Source organism: Prescottella sp. GW823-FHT02E09 (genome assembly GCF_058797375.1).
This window is the reverse complement of sequence record NZ_JBXAJP010000013.1, coordinates 61,352-78,750: the sequence shown is the minus strand read 5'-3', so window position 1 is coordinate 78,750 and position 17,399 is coordinate 61,352. Positions and strand designations below refer to the sequence as shown.

Genomic DNA, 17,399 nt, shown 5'->3' with positions numbered 1-17,399 from the left:
TGCTGCGGCGCGTGAAGGGTCCCGTCCGCTCGGTCAGAGCTGCGCGAGCAGGGTCGGCACGGGGTCGGTGAGCATCGCGCCGAGATCGGCGAGGAACCGGGACGCCTGTTCGCCGTCGACGAGGCGGTGGTCGGTGGTCAGGCACAGCGTGGTGACGTCGCGGATCGCCAGCTGGTCGTCGTGCACCCACGGCCGGCGGTTGATCGCACCCAGGGCGAGGATCGCGGCCTCGCCCGGGTTGAGGATCGGGGTGCCCGCGTCGATGCCGTACACCCCGACGTTGGTGATCGTGATCGTCCCACCCGACAGCTGCTGCGGGGTGGCCTTCCCGGCGCGGGCGGTGTCGGTGAGCTCGGTGATCGCCCGGCACAGCTCGGGCAGGGCCAGCCTCTCCGCGTCCCGGACGTTGGGGACGACGAGTCCGCGTTCGGTCGCGGCCGCGATGCCGAGGTTGACGTAGTGCTTGGTGACGATCTCCTGGGTGTCCTCGAGCCACGCCGAGTTCAGGGCGGGATGGGACCGCAGGGTCACCAGCACTGCCTTCGCGACGACGGCCAGCGGGGTGAGGTGCAGCCCGGTGAACCGGTCCGACGACCGGAGCTTCTCGAGCAGTCGCATCGTCTCGGTGACGTCGGCGGTGAGGAACTCGGTGACGTGCGGCGCGGTGAACGCGCTGCGGACCATGGCCGCCGCCGTCTCCCGCCGCACCCCGCGGATCGGGGTGCGGGTCTCCCGTGCGTCCGAATCGCCGGACGTCTCGGCGGCGGGTGGCGCCTGGTGCCGGCGCACCGCGTCGGGTCGTGCGACCGGCTCCCGATGTACCGGACCGGCGTGACGACGACGGCGCCGGCTCGGAGCGGGGGCGGACGGTCCGTAGCCGACCAGCACCGAATCGGCCCTGGACGGCTCCGGCGCATTCGCGGAGTCGGACTCCACTCGGATCAGGGACGCGCCCACCGGCACGGTGTCACCCGGCCGCACCAGCAGCTCGCGCACGACACCGGCGAACGGTGACGGCAACTCGACGAGCGCCTTCGCGGTCTCGACCTCCCCGATCACCTGGTTGAGTTCGACGGTGTCGCCGACGGCCACCGACCACGACACCAGCTCCGCCTCGGTCAGCCCTTCCCCGAGGTCGGGCAGCCGGAACTCCTCGATGGCGCTCATGCGGCCAGCACCTCGTCGACAGCGCCGAGGATGCGGTCGGCGTCGGGGACGTGATGCTTCTCGAGCTTCGCCGGCGGGTACGGAATGTCGAAGCCGCCGACGCGCCGCACGGGTGCCTCGAGCTGGTAGAAGCACCGCTCGCAGACGCGCGCGGCGATCTCCGCGCCGAGACCGGCGAACACCGGCGCCTCGTGCGTGACGACCAGCCGGCCGGTGCGCCGCACCGACGCCTCGACGGTCTCGAAGTCGATCGGGGACAGCGACCGGAGATCGACCACCTCGAGGGACGTGCCCTCGTCGGCGGCGATCGCCGCGGCCTGCAACGCCGTCGGGACCATCGAGCCGTAGGCGACGACCGTGGCGTCCGTGCCGGACCGGGCGATCCGGGCCCGGTGCAGCGGCAGATCCGGGGGAGCGTCGACGTCGACCTCCCCGCGATCCCAGTAGCGCCGCTTGGGTTCGAGGAACACGACGGGGTCGTCGAGGGCGATCGCCTGCCGGATCATCGTGAACGCGTCCGCCGGGGTGCTCGGGCTGACCACGCGCAGTCCGGCGGTATGCGCGAAATACGCCTCCGGGGACTCCGAGTGGTGCTCGACCGCGCCGATGCCGCCGCCGTACGGGATGCGAATCGTCAACGGTGCCTTCACGTGACCGCGAGTGCGGTAGTGGATCTTCGCGACCTGCGAGACGATCTGGTCGAACGCGGGATAGACGAAGCCATCGAACTGGATCTCGCACACGGGCCGGTACCCGCGCAGGGCGAGCCCGAAAGCCGTTCCCACGATCCCGGATTCGGCGAGCGGGGTGTCCATGACCCGGGCCGGCCCGAAGTCCTTCTGCAGCGCGTCGGTGATCCGGAAGACGCCGCCGAGCTTGCCGATGTCCTCGCCCATCAGCACCACCTTGGGGTCGTCCTCGAGCGCCCTGCGCAGCCCCGCGTTCAGGGCGGCCCCCAGGGCCATCGTGGTCGTGGGTGTCGTGGTGGTCATGACAGGGCCTCCTCACCGGCGGTCAGGGTGTCGAGATACGCCCGGTACTCGGCGCGTTCCTCGTCGAGCAGGGGATGGTCGGTGGCGTAGACGTGCTCGAACAACTCGTCCACGCCCGGGTCGGGTGCCGCGAGGGCGCCGGCCCGCAGCCGGGTGGCGATTTCGTCGGCGCGGGCCTGGACCCGGGCCGCGAGGGCGTCGTCGAACAGGCCCTCGCGTTCGAGGAGACGGCGCATCCGATCGATCGGATCACGGGCCCGCCACGCCTCCGATTCCGCTGCCGTCCGGTATCGGGTGGGGTCGTCGGAGGTGGTGTGGGGGCCCATGCGATAGGTGATGGCCTCGACGAACGACGGCCCGGCACCCTCGCGGGCGTGCCGTGCGGCCTGGCGGGTCACCGCGAGGACGGCGAGTACGTCGTTGCCGTCGACTTGCACCGCCGGCATCCCGTAGCCCGCGGCGCGGGCCGCGATCGGGGTGGGGCTCTGCAGGTGCACGGGTTCGCTGATCGCCCACTGGTTGTTCTGGCAGAAGAACACCACCGGCGCCGCGAGGCTCGTCGCGAACCCGAGTGCCTCGGACAGGTCGCCCTGGCTGGTGGCGCCGTCGCCGAAGTAGACGACCGTCGCGATCTCCGCGCCGTCCAGGTGCGCTCCCAGGGCGTAACCCGTCGCGTGCAGGCCCTGGGAACCGACCACGATCGCGGGGTTCGTCATGTTGACCGTCGCCGGATCCCAGCCGGAGTACGCGCAGCCGCGCCACATCCGGGTCATCACCGCCGGATCCACGCCGCGGCAGTACGCGACCGCATGCTCGCGGTAGCTGGTGAAGATGTAGTCGTCGGGCTCGAGTGCGCGGACGGAGCCGACCTGCGCGGCCTCCTGCCCCAGCAGGGGCGCCCAGATCCCGAGCTGACCCTGCCGCTGCAGCGCGGTGGCCTCGGTGTCGATGCGCCGGACGACGACCAGGTCCTCGTACAGATCGCGCAGCCGGTCGGGACCGACGTCGGCGACCAGCGCGGCGTAGTCCGGGCGGTGCACGCGTCGTCCGTCGGGCTGGACCAGCTGCACCGGGTAAGCGATCTTGTCGGCCATGGTGGGTCACCTCGCTGCCGGGATCCGGGGTCTGCCTCGTGAGCGGACACCGGATTCATGTGCTCTACCTCACAGCATCCACCGTCCCGCGATCTGCGCAAGCGAAGTCGCAACGATTCAGCACAATGCACAACATCGGGGGTGGTCGGGCGGGCACACTGCGAAATATGACCACTCTGGATGCGACCGACGCCCGATTGCTGCTCGAGCTGTCACACAATCCCCGCGCGACGGGGGTGGAACTCGCGCAGCGGCTCGGGCTCTCCCGCAACACCGTCCAGGCTCGGCTGGCGCGGTGGGAGGGCTCGGGTGCGCTCGGCGGGTTCGACCGGCTCGTCGATCCTCGGGCGCTGGGGTATCCGCTCGCGGCGTTCGTCTCCACCCGGGTGGACCAACACCGACTCGACGCCGTGGTCGACGCGCTCGCCGAGATCCCCGAGGTGGTCGAGGTGTACGGCATGACCGGACAGACCGACCTGTCGGTGAAGGTGGTCGCGACCGACGCCGACGACCTCTACCGGCTTGCGGGGCAGATCCTCAAGATCCCGGGAGTCGAACGCACCAACATGGCGCTGGTGATGCGGGAGCTGGTCGGGCCGCGCACCGCGCCGCTGCTCGAACGCACTGCCGAAAGCCGACCGTCGTAATGGCCGCACGGGAGCATTCCGGCGACTAGCATCGGCGCACGGGTGTTGGCGGGGGTGTGCCGGACGCCGTGGAATCGGCTGATTCGCCAACTGTTTTCGGCAGCGGATTTCGAACTCTTCAAGGGCAAGCGGGAGCAACACACGAGACGCGGCAGGGGAGTGGTGCGAAGTGAGCGTTGTGGGCCTCGACGAGGATGCCGTCTCGACATGGATCGCCGGTCTCGGGGTCGGTGCGCTGGCGCCGCTGTCGTTCGAGCGGATCGGAAACGGGCAGTCGAATCTCACGTACATGGTCAGAGATTCGGGTGGTGGCCGGTGGGTGTTGCGCCGGCCCCCGTTGGGGGACCTGCTGGTGTCGGCGCACGACGTGGTCCGTGAGCACCGCATCCTCGCGGCGTTGCAGGGAACCGGTGTGCCGGTCCCGAAAATGATTGCTTTGACGACGGATCCGGCGGTCACCGACGTGCCGCTGGTGATGATGAGCTACGTCGACGGACTCGTGATCGACGACGAGGCCGTGGCCGAGCAGTTGAGTCCCGAGCGTCGGCGCGCCATCGGGTTGTCGCTTCCCAAGGCGCTCGCGAGCATTCACCGCGTGGACCTCGAGAGTGCCGGCCTCCTCGATCTCGCCAGCGGCACACCGTATGCGAAGCGCCAGCTCAAGCGTTGGTCCGCGCAGTGGGAACAGTCCAAGACACACGATCGGCCCGAGGTCGAGAGCCTGGCCGCACGGCTCGGCCGCAACATTCCCGAGCAGACCGAGACGACGCTGGTGCACGGCGATTTCCACCTCAGCAACGTCATCACCGCGCCGGACGACGGCCGCGTGGTGGCGGTGCTCGACTGGGAACTGTGCACGCTCGGCGACCCGCTGGCCGACCTGGGCGGCCTGCTCGCCTACTGGCCCGAACGAGGTGACGGCGTCGCCGGCCCGTTCATGGCGTCCACTCTCGAGGGATTCCCGACGCGGGACGAACTGGTCGAGGTGTACGTCCACGAGACCAAGCGCGATGTGTCCGCGGTGGGTTTCTGGCACGTGCTCGCGCTGTGGAAGCTCGCGATCATCGCCGAGGGGGTGTTGCGGCGCACCACGGACGATCCGCGCAACCGCGCCGAACGAGGCGGTCCCACCGCCGGACTGATCGACGGCGTCGTCGCACGCGCGGTCGCCACCGCCGATGCCGTGGGTCTGAACTGACCGACGTCAGCTCGAATCCGTGGTGAGTAGATTTGCGGCGCTGCGGATCTCGGGTGGGATCGGGACCGGTCGGCGGGTCTCGGCGTCGACATAGACGTGGACGAACCGGCCCGTCGCCGCGAGGTCGAGCATTCCGTCGGCGTCCTCACGGAAGATCGCGAGCGCGTACACGATGCTGCTGGTGCCGAGCCGCTCCACGGACAGGCCCACGTGCAGCTGGTCGGGGAACGACAGCTCGCGGACGAACCGGCACGACGTCTCGGCGACGATCCCGATGGCCGGCAGCTCCCGGATGTCGACGCCCGTGCTCGCCATCAGCCATCCGTTGACCGCGGTGTCGAAGTACGCGTAGTAGGTGACGTTGTTGACGTGCCCGTAGTGGTCGTTGTCGGCCCAGCGGGTCGGGACCGGCCACAGCGCCGGATACGCCTCGGCGCGGGGCTCGGGCTCGTCGGGGGCTGCCATGGGTTCAGACGATAGCGCGGAAATCGCTAGCGCAGCTGGTCGTCGGGGCGCAGCAGGCGTGGCGTGACGAACCACAGGCCCACGAACGCCACCGCGGTCACCGCGCCGATCAGCTTCGCGGCCCATCCGCCGACGGCCACCTCCGCGACGATCAGGACGGTCCCGGTCATCGTCGCGGCGAGGAACACCGAGCCCACCAGGGCACACCGGTTGGCCTGGCGCAGGATGTCCTCGCGCCGCCGGTGCCGGAACAGGACGCGGTGCCACACGGCGGGCGCGATCAGCAGCGCGGACGCGGCCGCCGCGCACAGCACCGTCACCAGGTGCAGCGTCCGCACGTACGTGGACTGTTCCTCGTACGCCTCGGTGAACACGATCGCCAGCAGGAACGCGAACAGGATCTGCACGCCCGCCTGCTGTACCCGCAGTTCCTGCAAGAGCTCGCTGAAGTTGCGGGCCAGCCGCGCGTTCGGCGACTCCTCGGGCCCGTTCGGCGGGGACGGCAGATCGGCCATCTAGGACCTCGAGAACTCCGACGCCCGCCGTATCTGCTCGTCGGTGGGACGGACGCCGGTGTACAGCACGAACTGCTCGGCCGCCTGCAGCGCGATCACGTCGGCGCCGGTGACGACGGTCTTGCCGTGTTCGGTGGCGAGGCGGACCAGCGGTGTGTCGGGCGGCAGCGCGACGACGTCGAACACGGCCCGCGCGGCGACGACCGCCGCCTCGGGAAACGGCAGTGCGTCCGATTCCGGGCCGCCGGTCATGCCGACCGGGGTGGCGTTCACCAGCAGCTGCGGATGCGCCTCGCCGAGATCCGGCTGCCACTCGAAGCCGTAGGTTCGGGCGAGCGCGGTACCGGTGTCCTCGTTGCGGGCGACGACGGTGACGGTCTCGAATCCGCTGTCGCGCAGTGCCGCAACGACGGCCTTGGCCATGCCGCCGCTGCCCGCGACCGCCACCGTGAGGTCCGGGCTCAGCTCGGCGCGATGCAACAGATCCGCGACGGCCTGGTAGTCGGTGTTGTAGGCGTGCAGCTCGCCGTCCTCGTTGACGATGGTGTTGACGGAGTCGATCGCCGACGCCGACGGGTGCACCACGTCGACGTGCTCGATGCAGGCCTCCTTGAACGGCATCGAGACCCCGCACCCCCGGATCCCGAGGGCGCGGATCCCGGCGATCGCGGCCGGCAGGTCGGTGGTGGTGAACGCCTTGTAGACGAAGTCGAGGCCGAGTTCGTCGTACAGGTAGTTGTGGAACCGGGTGCCGATGTTGCTGGGCCGCCCGGACAGCGACATGCACAGTCGGGTGTCCTTGCTGACATCTCCGGTGATCGTTCGGCTCACCCGTCCACGCTAACCGGCGGCCCGATCTCGCGCGGGCAACTCGTCACGCGCATCCGGCGGCGACGCCCTCGATGGCATCTCGGTCCGCCGCGGTGATCGGCAGGCCCCAGCGCACCGAGACACCGAGGTACTTGCCGACATAGAAGCAGTGGAACGCCGGGTCCGGCGGCAGCCAGTCCGACGGTGTGCTGTCGCGTTTCGCCTGATTCTCCGGCCCACTGACGGCCAGGAGGTTGTAGGTGACGTCGTTTGCGAAATCGCGTCGACGCTCCGACGACCACGTGGCGGCGCCCATGTCCCACGCCGCGGCGAGCGGATACACGTGATCGATCTGCACGGCGCCCGCGTCCTGCTTGGTGAACTCGATGCGCCGGCCCGAGTAGGGGTCGGCGAGCACGCCCGCGACGACGACACAGTCACGGGTGTCCTCCCGGTACGTGACGTCGGTGAGGTCGGCCGCCAGGACGTTGTTGCGGGTGTCGCATCCGTCGTGGCCCGCGGGGCCCGAGTGGTCGTCGGACCACGACGGGCCGAACACGCAGCCCTGACCGGCCTTGCAGCCACGCTCGTAGCCGGGTACGTCGGGACGAGAGGTGACCACCTGGACGCGGGCGAGGAGGTCGTCGACCGCGGCCCGGGTGGGGCTGCCGGGAGCCGGCGCCGAGGTGCTCGGCCCTACCGCGCACGCGGCCGACCAGAAAACCGGCGACACCGCCGCAGCGCACAGCACAACCCGAACACGTCTCACCGCTGCCCCTCCAGACGTTCCTGCCGCTCACCTGCCGCGGACAGTGTGCCGGACCGCACCGACAGCGGGCGTCAGGAATGCGGGAACTTCGCGGCGTGGATCGAACCGGCGCCGACGCCGTCGTGGCCGATCAGCCACGACCCGCCGTTCCGGCGGCACTCGGCGATGGTGCCGAAGATGCCGAGCAGGAAGTAGACGGCCTGCTCCGGTGAGCTGGTGGTGGCCAGCCGATGCGATTCGCCCTGCTTGGTGACGTCGAGCCACACCCCGGACTGGCCGTCGAGGCGCATCGCGACGATGTGGTCGGCGTCGATGAAGGCGACCTTGCGCTGCTGCCACGGCGTGGTGGGCGAATACACCTGTTCGAGGACTTGAATCATGATCGTCATGACCGCTCCCGGTTGTGCGTCTGCCCAGTATGGGCCCGGTGACGGGGCGAACTCCAGGTTTGTCGGCGGCGACTGGTTGGATGGAATGCATGCTGCACGGGCTCTGGTCGCCGGGAGCGGGCCTCCTGCTGTGGCGGGGCCCGGATTCCGAGCTGCCCGAGTTGCCCGAGGCGCTCGGCCGGGTGCTGCGCCGCCGCTTCCGCCGCCACCACACCGTGCACGTGCCCGCCGCCGTCGGGACGGCGCCGCAGCGGGTGCCGGTCCTCGCGCTCGCACCGGCCGAGGCCGCCGACGTCCTGCTCGCGGTGCCGGACGGTGTTCCGGGGATCTCGGGTGACCTGCGGTACCTCGCGCACGTGGCCCGCGGTGTCGAACGCTGGGCGCGCGCCGGCCGCGTCGTGCCCGAGCTGTACCGGGCCGAGGGGCACTGGTGGCCGCGGTGGCGGCTGCTCGGTGGCGAGCGGCAGCGCGCGTGGCTCGCGGAGCTGGCGGCGGCGATGCCGCCGGTGCAGCGACACGAGGGCAGCCCCCGGGAGATCCTCGACGACTTCGTCGCCGAGCTCACCGATGCGGTGGTGCGCGAACTTCTGGGGGACCGGGATTCGGACCATCCGCTGCTGCGAGCGCTACTGCGCGGCGAGCCGTACGACGGCGGCACCAACAAGATGGCCAGCGGGCTCGAGGCCTGGCGGGGGAGCCTCACCGTCGACGAACCGGAACTGGTGCTGCGCCTGGTCGAACCGGAGGGGCAGGCCGAGGACCCCGACGAGACGGGTTCGGAACCGGAACTCCTCGACGACGCTCTGTGGCGTCTGCAGGTGTGCCTGCGGCCCGAGGGGGAGGCGCCGAATCCGATCCTGTTGCACCGCACGGACTCCCGTCTGCTCGAGATCGGGGTCCGCAAGCTCGCGGCCGCGGTCGCGGCGTACCCGCGGCTGCGGGACGTGCCCACCGATCCGGACAGCCTCGATTTGTTGCTGCCCACCGCCGTCGTCACCGACCTGGTGCTGCACGGCGCGCGGGCACTGACCGCGGCCGGGATCACGCTGCTGCTCCCACGCGCCTGGGCGGTGGTCTCGCCGTCGTTGCGGGTGCGAGTGTCGTCGCCGCCGGTTCCGGCGGGTGCCGAGGACCGTGCCGTCGGCATGGACGAGATCGTCGGCTACGACTGGGAACTCGCGCTCGGTGATGTCGTGCTGACCCCGGACGAACTGGTCCGGCTGGCGGGCACGCAGAGCGACCTGGTGCGCCTGCGCGGCAAGTGGGTGCAGGCCGATCACTCCGTACTTGCGCAGGCGGCTCGCTATGTGACGCAACGTAATTCGGGTGACGACGGCACCCTCGGTGGACTGTTCGGTCAGCTCACCGAGGCGGAGCGTCCACCGGTTCCGGTGGACGAGGTCCATGCCACGGGATGGGTCGGCACGCTGCTCGACGGCACCCTCGAGCCCACGCCGGTACCGCAGCCGTCCGGGTTGCACGCGATCCTGCGGCCCTATCAGCAGCGCGGCCTGGACTGGCTGGCGTTCATGAGCGAGACGGGCCTCGGCGCGGTCCTCGCCGACGACATGGGCCTGGGCAAGACGCTGCAGCTGCTCGCGCTGCTCGCCCACGAGCGGTCCGAACACCCGACGTTGCTGGTGTGCCCGATGTCGGTGGTCGGGAACTGGCAGCGCGAGGCAGCCCGGTTCGTGCCCGGCCTGCGGGTCCACGTCCATCACGGGGCGGCCCGCAACCGCGGCGACGAGCTGACGTCGGCGGTGCGCGCCAGCGACCTCGTCATCACCACCTACTCGCTGCTGGCCCGCGACGTCGAGGCGCTGGGGGAGCAGGCGTGGCGGCGGGTGGTGCTCGACGAGGCACAGCACATCAAGAATGCGGGCACCGCGCAGGCGCGGGCCGCGCGCGCCATCCCCGCGCAGCACCGGATCGCGCTCACCGGTACCCCGGTCGAGAACCGGCTCGACGAACTGCGCTCGATCCTCGATTTCGTCAACCGCGGCATGCTCGGGAGCGCGCAGGCCTTCCGAGCCCGGTTCTCCGTCCCGATCGAACGGGAGCAGGACGAGGCCGCGGTGACCCGGCTCCGGGCGGTGACCTCACCGTTCATCCTGCGACGGGTGAAGACCGATCCGACGGTGATCTCGGACCTGCCGGACAAGTTCGAGATGACGGTGCGGGCCAACCTCACGGTGGAGCAGGCCGCGCTGTACCGGGCGGTGGTGGACGAGATGTTGAAGCAGATCAAGGACACCGAGGGCATGCAGCGCAAGGGCGCGGTGCTCTCGGCGCTCACCCGGCTCAAGCAGGTGTGCAACCATCCGGCGCACTTCCTCGGCGACGGTTCCGGGGTGTTGCGGCGCGGCCGGCACCGGTCCGGCAAGCTCGGCCTGGTCGAGGACATTCTCGAGTCGGTGACCGCCGACGGCGAACGCGCCCTGCTGTTCACGCAGTTCCGCGAGTTCGGCGACCTGGTGGTGCCGTACCTGTCGGAGCGGTTCGGCGTGGAGGTCCCGTTCCTGCACGGCGGGGTCACCAAGGCCCGCCGCGACCGGATGGTCGAGCGGTTCCAGGGCGACGACGGGCCGCCGATCATGCTGCTCTCGCTCAAGGCCGGCGGCACGGGACTCAATCTCACCGCCGCCAATCACGTTGTCCACCTGGATCGCTGGTGGAATCCGGCGGTGGAGAACCAGGCCACCGACCGGGCTTTCCGGATCGGGCAACGGCGCGACGTGCAGGTCCGCAAGCTCGTGTGCGTCGGGACGCTCGAGGAGCGCATCGACGCGATGCTCTCCACCAAGCAGGAACTGGCCGACCTCGCGGTGGGCACGGGCGAGCGGTGGATCACCGAGATGAGCACCGACCAGCTCCACGACCTGCTCACCCTGGGTGACGAGGCGGTCGGCGAATGAGGTGGTGTCGATGAGTCCTCGGGAAGGACGCCCCGACTTCCGAGGCTTCGGTCCGCGGCTGCGGGTGGTCGGGGGTGTCGAGGCGCAGTCCAAGCGTGGTGCGTTCGCGCGCGGCTGGTGGGGGCGAGCCCTGACGGACGTGCTCGAGCGGATCGGCGACACCGGCCGGCTCGGTCGTGGCCGCACGTATGCCCGTGGCGGCCAGGTGGTGGCGCTGCACATCGCGCCCGGACGCGTCACCGGCGAGGTGCAGGGCAGCCAGATCGCGCCGTTCACGTCGGTGCTGACGCTGCGCACGCTCGACGACGACGGGGTGGCGGCGTTCGTGGAGACGGTGCGCTCCACGCCGGGCATGCTCGCCGCGCTCGCGTCCGGCGCGGTTCCCCAGGAGCTCGCGCCGATGCTGTTGCCGGACAGCAGCGGTGAACTGGACTTCGACTGCACGTGCCCCGACCCGGGCTGGCCGTGCAAGCATGTCGCGGCCGTCGCCTACCTGCTGGCCGAGCGCGTGGACCACGACCCTCTCACGATGCTCACCCTGCGCGGCCTGGACCTCGACACCCTGATCCGCAGTATCGGCGGCGAGGACGAGGAGCTGCCGGCCGGGACCGACGACTACTTCGGTGACGGTGCGCACCTGCCGGAACTGCCCGTCGTCGAATACTGCGCGGCGACCGACGATCTCGACCCCGCGCTACTCCGCAAGGTGTTGCAGGCCGACGCCGAGGACCCGTCCGACGTCGTCTCCGCGCTGCGTGACCTCGGCGCCTGCTACCGGGCGCTCGGCTCCCGCGACCCGCGACTCCGCTAGCGGGCAGAGGTGACCACTGGGCGGGAGCACCGATTTCTCGCTGTGACTCGCTGACCTAGCGTCGAGGATGCTCGAGCCATTTCTCGGGTTCCGTTGCCTGCTCGCGACCGAGTCGAGGAGATTCGCTGTGACAATCCATCCCGAAGTTGCTTCGATGCTGGCGGCGCTCGACGCCGGGTTCCCCGACGTCACCGCGGTGCCGCCGGCCGAATTGCGCGGCGTGATCCGCGCGCGCCGGGCTCCGCTGCAGCGACTGCCCGACATGAGTGCGGTGCACGAGCGCACGATCGACGGACCGGGTGGCGATCTGGCGCTGCGCGTCTACGTCCCGCACCACGAGGGTGTGGGTCTGCCGGTGGTCGTGTTCGCGCACGGCGGCGGCTTCGTCTTCTGCGACCTCGACAGCCACGACGAGTTCTGCCGTTCGATGGCGCAGGGCGTGGGTGCCGTGGTGGTGTCGGTCGACTATCGCCTGGCCCCGGAGCATGCGGCGCCGGCAGCCCACGACGACATGTATGCGGCCCTGGAATGGGCGTCGAAGAATGCGGCCGAGTTCGACGGCGACGCGAACCGGATCGTGTTGGCCGGTGACAGCGCCGGCGGAAACCTCGCGTCGACGGCGGCCATGGCGGCGCGGGACCGCGGCGGCCCGGCCGTCGCGGCGCAGGTGCTCCTGTACCCGGTGATCGACGACGATTTCGAGACGGAGTCCTATCGCCTGTACGGCGTCGGGCACTACAACACCACGTCGGCGATGAAGTGGTACTGGGAGCAGTACGCCCCGAACGGAACCGACGACGTCCGGCTCGTGCCGACGCGGGCGGACAACCTGGCGGGACTCCCGCCCGCGGTGGTCGTGACCGCGGAACTGGACCCGCCGTGTGCGGCCGGCGACGCGTACGCAGCGAGGCTCGCCGCGGACGGGGTGCGGGTTCTGCACCGCCGCTTCGACGGCCTGTTCCACGGATTCCTGACCATTCCCGCGCTCTCGTTCACCGCACCGGCCCGCGAGGACATCTGGGCGATGACCCGGGATGTGATCGGCGCCTGACGGCGGACGAGTTCACGATGCTCCGAGCGGCACCGGCGTCAGACCCCGCGCCGGTGTGGTGCCGCACCGCTCCATGACCTCGAACAGCTTGGCGTGCATGGTCATCGCCTGGGTCGGATCGAACCACCTGATGTTCAGCGGATCTGCGCGGTTGTGCAGTTCGAGCGGGTCGGTGTCGAGGTCGTACATCTCGAACTGTGGCGCCACGACGCCGGCTGGATCGAAGTAGGCCGAGTACTTCCAGCGTCGGTCCCGGATGGTGCGCATGTGGTTGGGCTGGGTGACGATGCTCTGTCCGTCGGGGGTGGCGCAGTTCTGATCGTCGTAGGTGAAGTGGACGACGTCCTGCACCTCGGCGCTCGGCGACTGCGGATGGGCGGCCGCGTCGGTGACGACGGGCATCAGATCGACGCCCTTGAAGTCCCACGCCGAGCGATCGGGGACGTCGGCCAGTGTCGCGAGTGTCGGCATCACGTCGATCAGCGTGGCGAGGGCGCCGGTCCGGACCGGTTGCGGGAACATGACCGGGTTGCTGATGACCATCGGCACGCGGAGTGTCTCCTCGTAGGCGTTGAACACCTTCTGTCGCAACCCGCCGTGCGAGAGTCCCATCTCGCCGTGGTCCGACATCCGGATCACCACCGTCGAATCCCTTCTGCCGGGCTGGGATTCGAGCGCGTCGAGAACGGCACCGATGTGCTCGTCCACCACCTTGTGCATGTAGGCGTAGAAGTTGGCGTAGTTCGACGCGGCGTCGGGGCCGACGAGTGGTCCGAGTCCGGCGGCCAGCAGCAGTTCGGACTGCACCTGTGCGGTGGGTTTGAAGTTCAGGGCGAGTTTCTCGTCGTACGTCGCCGGCAGCCCGATGCCCTGCTGGAAGATGCCGGGGGCGTCGGAACCGTAGTTGTCGCACGTCCCGTTGATCGCGTCCCACGTCTGCGGATACGCCAGCACGTCGTGCGGGTTGACGAACGAGACGATGAGCGCGAACGGGGTGTCGTCGCCGGGGTCGAGTCCGTGCAGGAAGTCCACGGCTTCGGCCGCGTACCTGCTGTCGAGATCGGCGCATCCGCCACCGAAGTGGTCAGGGTTGGTGTCCTGGCCGCCCTCGGGAGGTATCCAGCCGCGGAAGCCGTAGGCGGCGAGATCGGCGCTGGACGGATCGCCACCGTCGGCGCCCTTGCTCATGTGCCATTTACCGCGGTAATGGACGTTGTAGCCGGCCGATTCCAGCAGCTTGGCCATGTTCTGGACGTCCAACGGCAGGGTCGGCTCGGTGGGGGAGACCGTCCCGCCCTCGGTGAGCGTCGCGGTGACGCCGTGCTGAGCCGGGTAGAGGCCGGTGAAGAACGTGCTACGACTCGGCGAGCACATCGCCGCGTTGCAGAACGAGTTGTCGAACGACAAGCCCGTGTCGGCCAGCCGTTCACGGTTGGGCAGGTTCGCGTCGGCCCAGCCGTCGGGCCAGAACATCGGCCTGCGTTCCTGGTCGGTGATCACGACGACGATGTTGGGTCGACGCGGCACGCTGCCGGGCTGCTGGGCGCGGGCCGGTTGCGGGGACGCGGCCGCCCGCGGGGCCGTCCCGGCCATCCCTGCGAGAAGCAGCGCGCCGGCACCGCCCATGAGGGCGCGCCGGCTCAGTGGGTGATCGATCGCGTCGAACAGCGGTGCGCTCGGGGAGTCCATCGGGTGATCTCCATCCTGCAGGGCAACGGCTCGAGACAGGCGTACGGATCGTCATTCTCACCCACGTTCTTGCCCCTGAGCTGCGGTTCGGGCAATTGTCGGGATCAAACCCTGGACTTACATGGACTTCCAACTATAGGATTGGCGATGAATGTTGGAGGTGACGCATGTCTCCTTCCTCTCCCTGCAGCGACCAGCAAAGGACGGGTTCGGACAATGAGCGTTCGAGAGCTCTCTCATTTCATCGGCGGCAAGCGCATTCCCGGGGCGTCGGGTCGATTCGCCGACGTCTTCGACCCCAATACGGGGCAGGTGCAGGCGCGTGTGCCGCTCGCCGACCAGGCCGAGACCGAGGCTGTGATCGCGAATGCCGTCGACGCGCAGCGGGAGTGGGCGGCGTGGAATCCGCAGAAGCGCGCGCGGGTGCTGATGCGGTTCCTGCAGCTGATCCAGGAAGAGATGGATCCGCTCGCCCGGCTGCTGTCGTCCGAGCACGGCAAGACCTTCGCCGACGCGAAGGGTGACATCCAACGCGGCCTCGAGGTGGTCGAGTTCGCGACCGGGATCCCGCACCTGCTCAAGGGCGAGTACACCGAGTCCGCCGGAAACGGCATCGACGTGTTCTCGATGCGTCAGCCCCTCGGCGTGGTCGCCGGCATCACGCCGTTCAACTTCCCCGCGATGATCCCGCTGTGGAAGGCCGCGCCCGCCCTCGCGTGCGGCAACGCGTTCATCCTCAAGCCGTCCGAGCGGGACCCGTCGGTGCCGCTGCGCCTGGCCGAGCTGTTCCTCGAGGCGGGGCTCCCGCCGGGGGTGTTCAACGTCGTCAACGGCGACAAGAGTGCGGTGGACGTGCTGCTCACCGATCCGCGGGTCAAGGCCCTCGGCTTCGTCGGCTCCACCCCGATCGCGCAGTACATCTACGAGACCGCCGCCGCGCACGGCAAGCGCGCGCAGTGCTTCGGTGGTGCGAAGAACCATGCGATCGTGATGCCCGACGCCGACCTCGATCAGGTCGCCGACGCCCTCGTCGGGGCCGGTTACGGTTCCGCGGGCGAGCGCTGCATGGCGATCTCCGTCGCGGTGCCGGTCGGTGAGGAGACCGCCGATGCGCTCGTCGCGAAGCTCACCGAGCGGGTCGGCAAGCTGCGGATCGGCCGGTCCGACGACGACGCCGCCGACTTCGGGCCGCTCGTCGGAGCCGACGCTCTCGCCCGGGTGAACGACTACGTGCAGATCGGTGTCGACGAGGGCGCCGAGCTGGTGGTCGACGGCCGTGGGTTCACCCTCGACGGTCACGAGGACGGGTTCTTCGCCGGCGCAACGCTGTTCGACCGTGTCACCCCGGAGATGCGGATCTACCAGGAGGAGATCTTCGGACCCGTCCTGCAGGTGGTGCGCGCGCACGACTACGAGGAGGCCCTGCGCCTGCCGTCCGAGCACGAGTACGGCAACGGCGTCGCCATCTTCACCCGCGACGGCGACACCGCCCGCGACTTCTGCGCCCGCGTCGAGGTCGGCATGGTCGGCGTCAACGTCCCGATCCCGGTCCCGATCGCCTACCACACGTTCGGTGGCTGGAAGCGTTCCGGATTCGGCGACCTCAACCAGCACGGCCCGGACTCGATTCGCTTCTACACCAAGACCAAGACGGTGACGCAGCGCTGGCCGTCGGGCAAGAAGGAAGAAGCGTCGAACCACTTCGTCATCCCCACGATGGACTGACGCGGTGAAGAAGTACGTGCCGAGCTGGCACGACGACGAGGTCAGGGCGCTCTCCGAACTCGCGGCCGGATTCTTCGAACGCGAGGTCGTCGCCCACAACGAGAAGTGGGAGGCGCAGCGCCGCATCGATCGTGACGTGTGGCACACGGCCGGCAAGCTCGGACTGCTCTGTTGCTCGATTCCCGAGGAATACGGTGGCGGCGGAGGTACGTTCGCGCACGATCTCGCGGTGTTCGAGGCGCAGGGCTATGCGGGTGACCTCGCGTTCGGGGTTTCCGTGCACAGCGGAATCGTCGCGCACTACATCAACGAGTACGGCACCGAGGAGCAGAAGCGGACGTGGCTTCCCGGCATGGCGTCCGGGGAGATCCTCGGCGCCATCGGGATGACCGAACCGGGCGCGGGATCCGACCTCAAGGCCATCCGGACGTCGGCCGTGAGGGACGGCGACCACTACGTCGTCAACGGCTCCAAGACGTTCATCACCAACGGGTCTTCCGCCGACATGATCGTGCTGGCGGTCAAGACCGATCCCAAGGCCGGTGCCAGGGGCGTGTCGCTGCTGATCGTCGATCTGCGGGACTGCCCCGGATTCACGCTGGGGCGGGTGCTCGACAAGGTGGGGCAGCACGCCGCGGACACCTCCGAGCTGTCGTTCGTCGATGTCAAGGTTCCCGTGTCGAACCTGCTGGGCGAGGAGGGCCAGGGATTCGGCCAGCTCGTCGCGCAACTGGTCCAGGAACGCTTGATCATCGCGGCCCAGGCGTCGGGGGCGATGAACCGGGCCGTGGAGGAGACCGTCGCGTACGTCAAGTCCCGGCAGGCGTTCGGCCACAGCCTCTTCGAGTTCCAGAACACCGCGTTCGAGCTCGCCGAGTGCCAGACGATCGCGCGAACGTGCGAGGTGTTCCTCGATCACTGCATCCAGGAGCACCTGCGCGGCGAGCTCGACGCGGCGGAGGCGGCCATGGCGAAGTACTGGCTCACCGACAAACAGTGCGAGGTCGTCGACCGCTGCGTGCAACTGCATGGCGGCTACGGGTACATGCGCGAGTACCTCGTCGCCCGCATGTACGAGGACGCCCGGGTGCAGAAGATCTACGCCGGTGCCAACGAGGTCATGAAGGGGATCATTGCGAAATCTCTCTGACGACCGCGGCCA

The 17,399-nt window shown here is 69.6% G+C and carries 16 protein-coding genes; 7 read left to right on the top strand and 9 right to left on the bottom strand.

Features of this window, described 5'->3' with window-relative positions:
* Nucleotides 1–33 precede the first annotated feature (33 nt).
* From AC1RIF_RS25075 to pdhA, 3 genes are read right to left on the bottom strand one after another with little or no spacing between them, the layout of a single operon-like run.
* On the bottom strand, nucleotides 34–1,167 hold the full coding sequence (locus AC1RIF_RS25075; RefSeq protein WP_492604088.1) for a dihydrolipoamide acetyltransferase family protein: 1,134 nt from the start codon (nucleotides 1,165–1,167) through the stop codon (nucleotides 34–36).
* A complete protein-coding gene (locus tag AC1RIF_RS25070; protein ID WP_492604087.1) occupies nucleotides 1,164–2,159 on the bottom strand; it encodes an alpha-ketoacid dehydrogenase subunit beta in 996 nt (331 codons plus the stop codon). Before AC1RIF_RS25070 ends, AC1RIF_RS25075 begins: the two co-directional genes overlap by 4 nt.
* Nucleotides 2,156–3,253, bottom strand: a complete 1,098-nt coding sequence (pdhA, locus tag AC1RIF_RS25065) for a pyruvate dehydrogenase (acetyl-transferring) E1 component subunit alpha (protein ID WP_492604086.1) — start codon at nucleotides 3,251–3,253, stop codon at nucleotides 2,156–2,158. Before pdhA ends, AC1RIF_RS25070 begins: the two co-directional genes overlap by 4 nt.
* A gap of 167 nt (nucleotides 3,254–3,420) precedes the next feature.
* On the opposite strand from pdhA, the gene AC1RIF_RS25060 reads away from it, so the two are divergent.
* Nucleotides 3,421–3,900 carry an Lrp/AsnC family transcriptional regulator gene (locus AC1RIF_RS25060; protein ID WP_492604085.1) on the top strand — a complete coding sequence of 160 codons (480 nt, stop codon included), beginning with the start codon at nucleotides 3,421–3,423 and terminating at the stop codon, nucleotides 3,898–3,900.
* A gap of 169 nt (nucleotides 3,901–4,069) precedes the next feature.
* Nucleotides 4,070–5,098: a phosphotransferase family protein gene (locus AC1RIF_RS25055; protein ID WP_492604084.1), complete on the top strand. Its 1,029-nt coding sequence runs from the start codon at nucleotides 4,070–4,072 to the stop codon at nucleotides 5,096–5,098.
* A 6-nt stretch (nucleotides 5,099–5,104) separates the two neighbouring features.
* On the opposite strand, the gene AC1RIF_RS25050 is transcribed toward AC1RIF_RS25055, so the two are convergent.
* From AC1RIF_RS25050 to AC1RIF_RS25030, 5 genes are all read right to left on the bottom strand, one after another.
* Nucleotides 5,105–5,563 carry an acyl-CoA thioesterase gene (locus AC1RIF_RS25050; protein ID WP_492604083.1) on the bottom strand — a complete coding sequence of 153 codons (459 nt, stop codon included), beginning with the start codon at nucleotides 5,561–5,563 and terminating at the stop codon, nucleotides 5,105–5,107.
* 26 nt (nucleotides 5,564–5,589) lie between these two features.
* A complete protein-coding gene (locus tag AC1RIF_RS25045) occupies nucleotides 5,590–6,078 on the bottom strand; it encodes a DUF6328 family protein (RefSeq protein WP_492604082.1) in 489 nt (162 codons plus the stop codon).
* Entirely contained in the window at nucleotides 6,079–6,909 is an 831-nt protein-coding gene (locus AC1RIF_RS25040; protein ID WP_492604081.1) for a shikimate 5-dehydrogenase, read from the bottom strand.
* A 43-nt stretch (nucleotides 6,910–6,952) separates the two neighbouring features.
* On the bottom strand, nucleotides 6,953–7,657 hold the full coding sequence (locus AC1RIF_RS25035) for an HNH endonuclease family protein (protein WP_492604080.1): 705 nt from the start codon (nucleotides 7,655–7,657) through the stop codon (nucleotides 6,953–6,955).
* 71 nt (nucleotides 7,658–7,728) lie between these two features.
* Nucleotides 7,729–8,046: a hypothetical protein gene (locus AC1RIF_RS25030; protein WP_492604079.1), complete on the bottom strand. Its 318-nt coding sequence runs from the start codon at nucleotides 8,044–8,046 to the stop codon at nucleotides 7,729–7,731.
* 89 nt (nucleotides 8,047–8,135) lie between these two features.
* Here AC1RIF_RS25030 and AC1RIF_RS25025 point away from each other — a divergent pair, with 89 nt between their 5' ends.
* The 3 genes from AC1RIF_RS25025 to AC1RIF_RS25015 all read left to right on the top strand — a co-directional run bounded on the left by AC1RIF_RS25025 (nucleotide 8,136) and on the right by AC1RIF_RS25015 (nucleotide 12,823).
* Complete coding sequence (locus tag AC1RIF_RS25025; protein ID WP_492604078.1) at nucleotides 8,136–10,961, top strand: DEAD/DEAH box helicase; 2,826 nt, start codon at nucleotides 8,136–8,138, stop codon at nucleotides 10,959–10,961.
* 10 nt (nucleotides 10,962–10,971) lie between these two features.
* Nucleotides 10,972–11,772 carry an SWIM zinc finger family protein gene (locus tag AC1RIF_RS25020; RefSeq protein WP_492604077.1) on the top strand — a complete coding sequence of 267 codons (801 nt, stop codon included), beginning with the start codon at nucleotides 10,972–10,974 and terminating at the stop codon, nucleotides 11,770–11,772.
* Nucleotides 11,773–11,899: 127 nt separating this feature from the next.
* Nucleotides 11,900–12,823, top strand: coding sequence for an alpha/beta hydrolase (locus AC1RIF_RS25015; RefSeq protein ID WP_492604076.1), 924 nt, complete (start codon nucleotides 11,900–11,902; stop codon nucleotides 12,821–12,823).
* A gap of 12 nt (nucleotides 12,824–12,835) precedes the next feature.
* Here AC1RIF_RS25015 and AC1RIF_RS25010 read toward each other — a convergent pair whose 3' ends face one another.
* The gene (locus AC1RIF_RS25010) at nucleotides 12,836–14,512 is read right to left on the bottom strand and encodes a sulfatase family protein (protein ID WP_492604075.1); all 1,677 of its coding nucleotides are present in this window, start codon (nucleotides 14,510–14,512) and stop codon (nucleotides 12,836–12,838) included.
* 216 nt (nucleotides 14,513–14,728) lie between these two features.
* On the opposite strand from AC1RIF_RS25010, the gene AC1RIF_RS25005 reads away from it, so the two are divergent.
* Complete coding sequence (locus tag AC1RIF_RS25005; protein ID WP_492604074.1) at nucleotides 14,729–16,237, top strand: CoA-acylating methylmalonate-semialdehyde dehydrogenase; 1,509 nt, start codon at nucleotides 14,729–14,731, stop codon at nucleotides 16,235–16,237.
* A gap of 4 nt (nucleotides 16,238–16,241) precedes the next feature.
* Nucleotides 16,242–17,387, top strand: a complete 1,146-nt coding sequence (locus AC1RIF_RS25000; RefSeq protein WP_492604073.1) for an acyl-CoA dehydrogenase family protein — start codon at nucleotides 16,242–16,244, stop codon at nucleotides 17,385–17,387.
* Nucleotides 17,388–17,399: the final 12 nt, after the last annotated feature.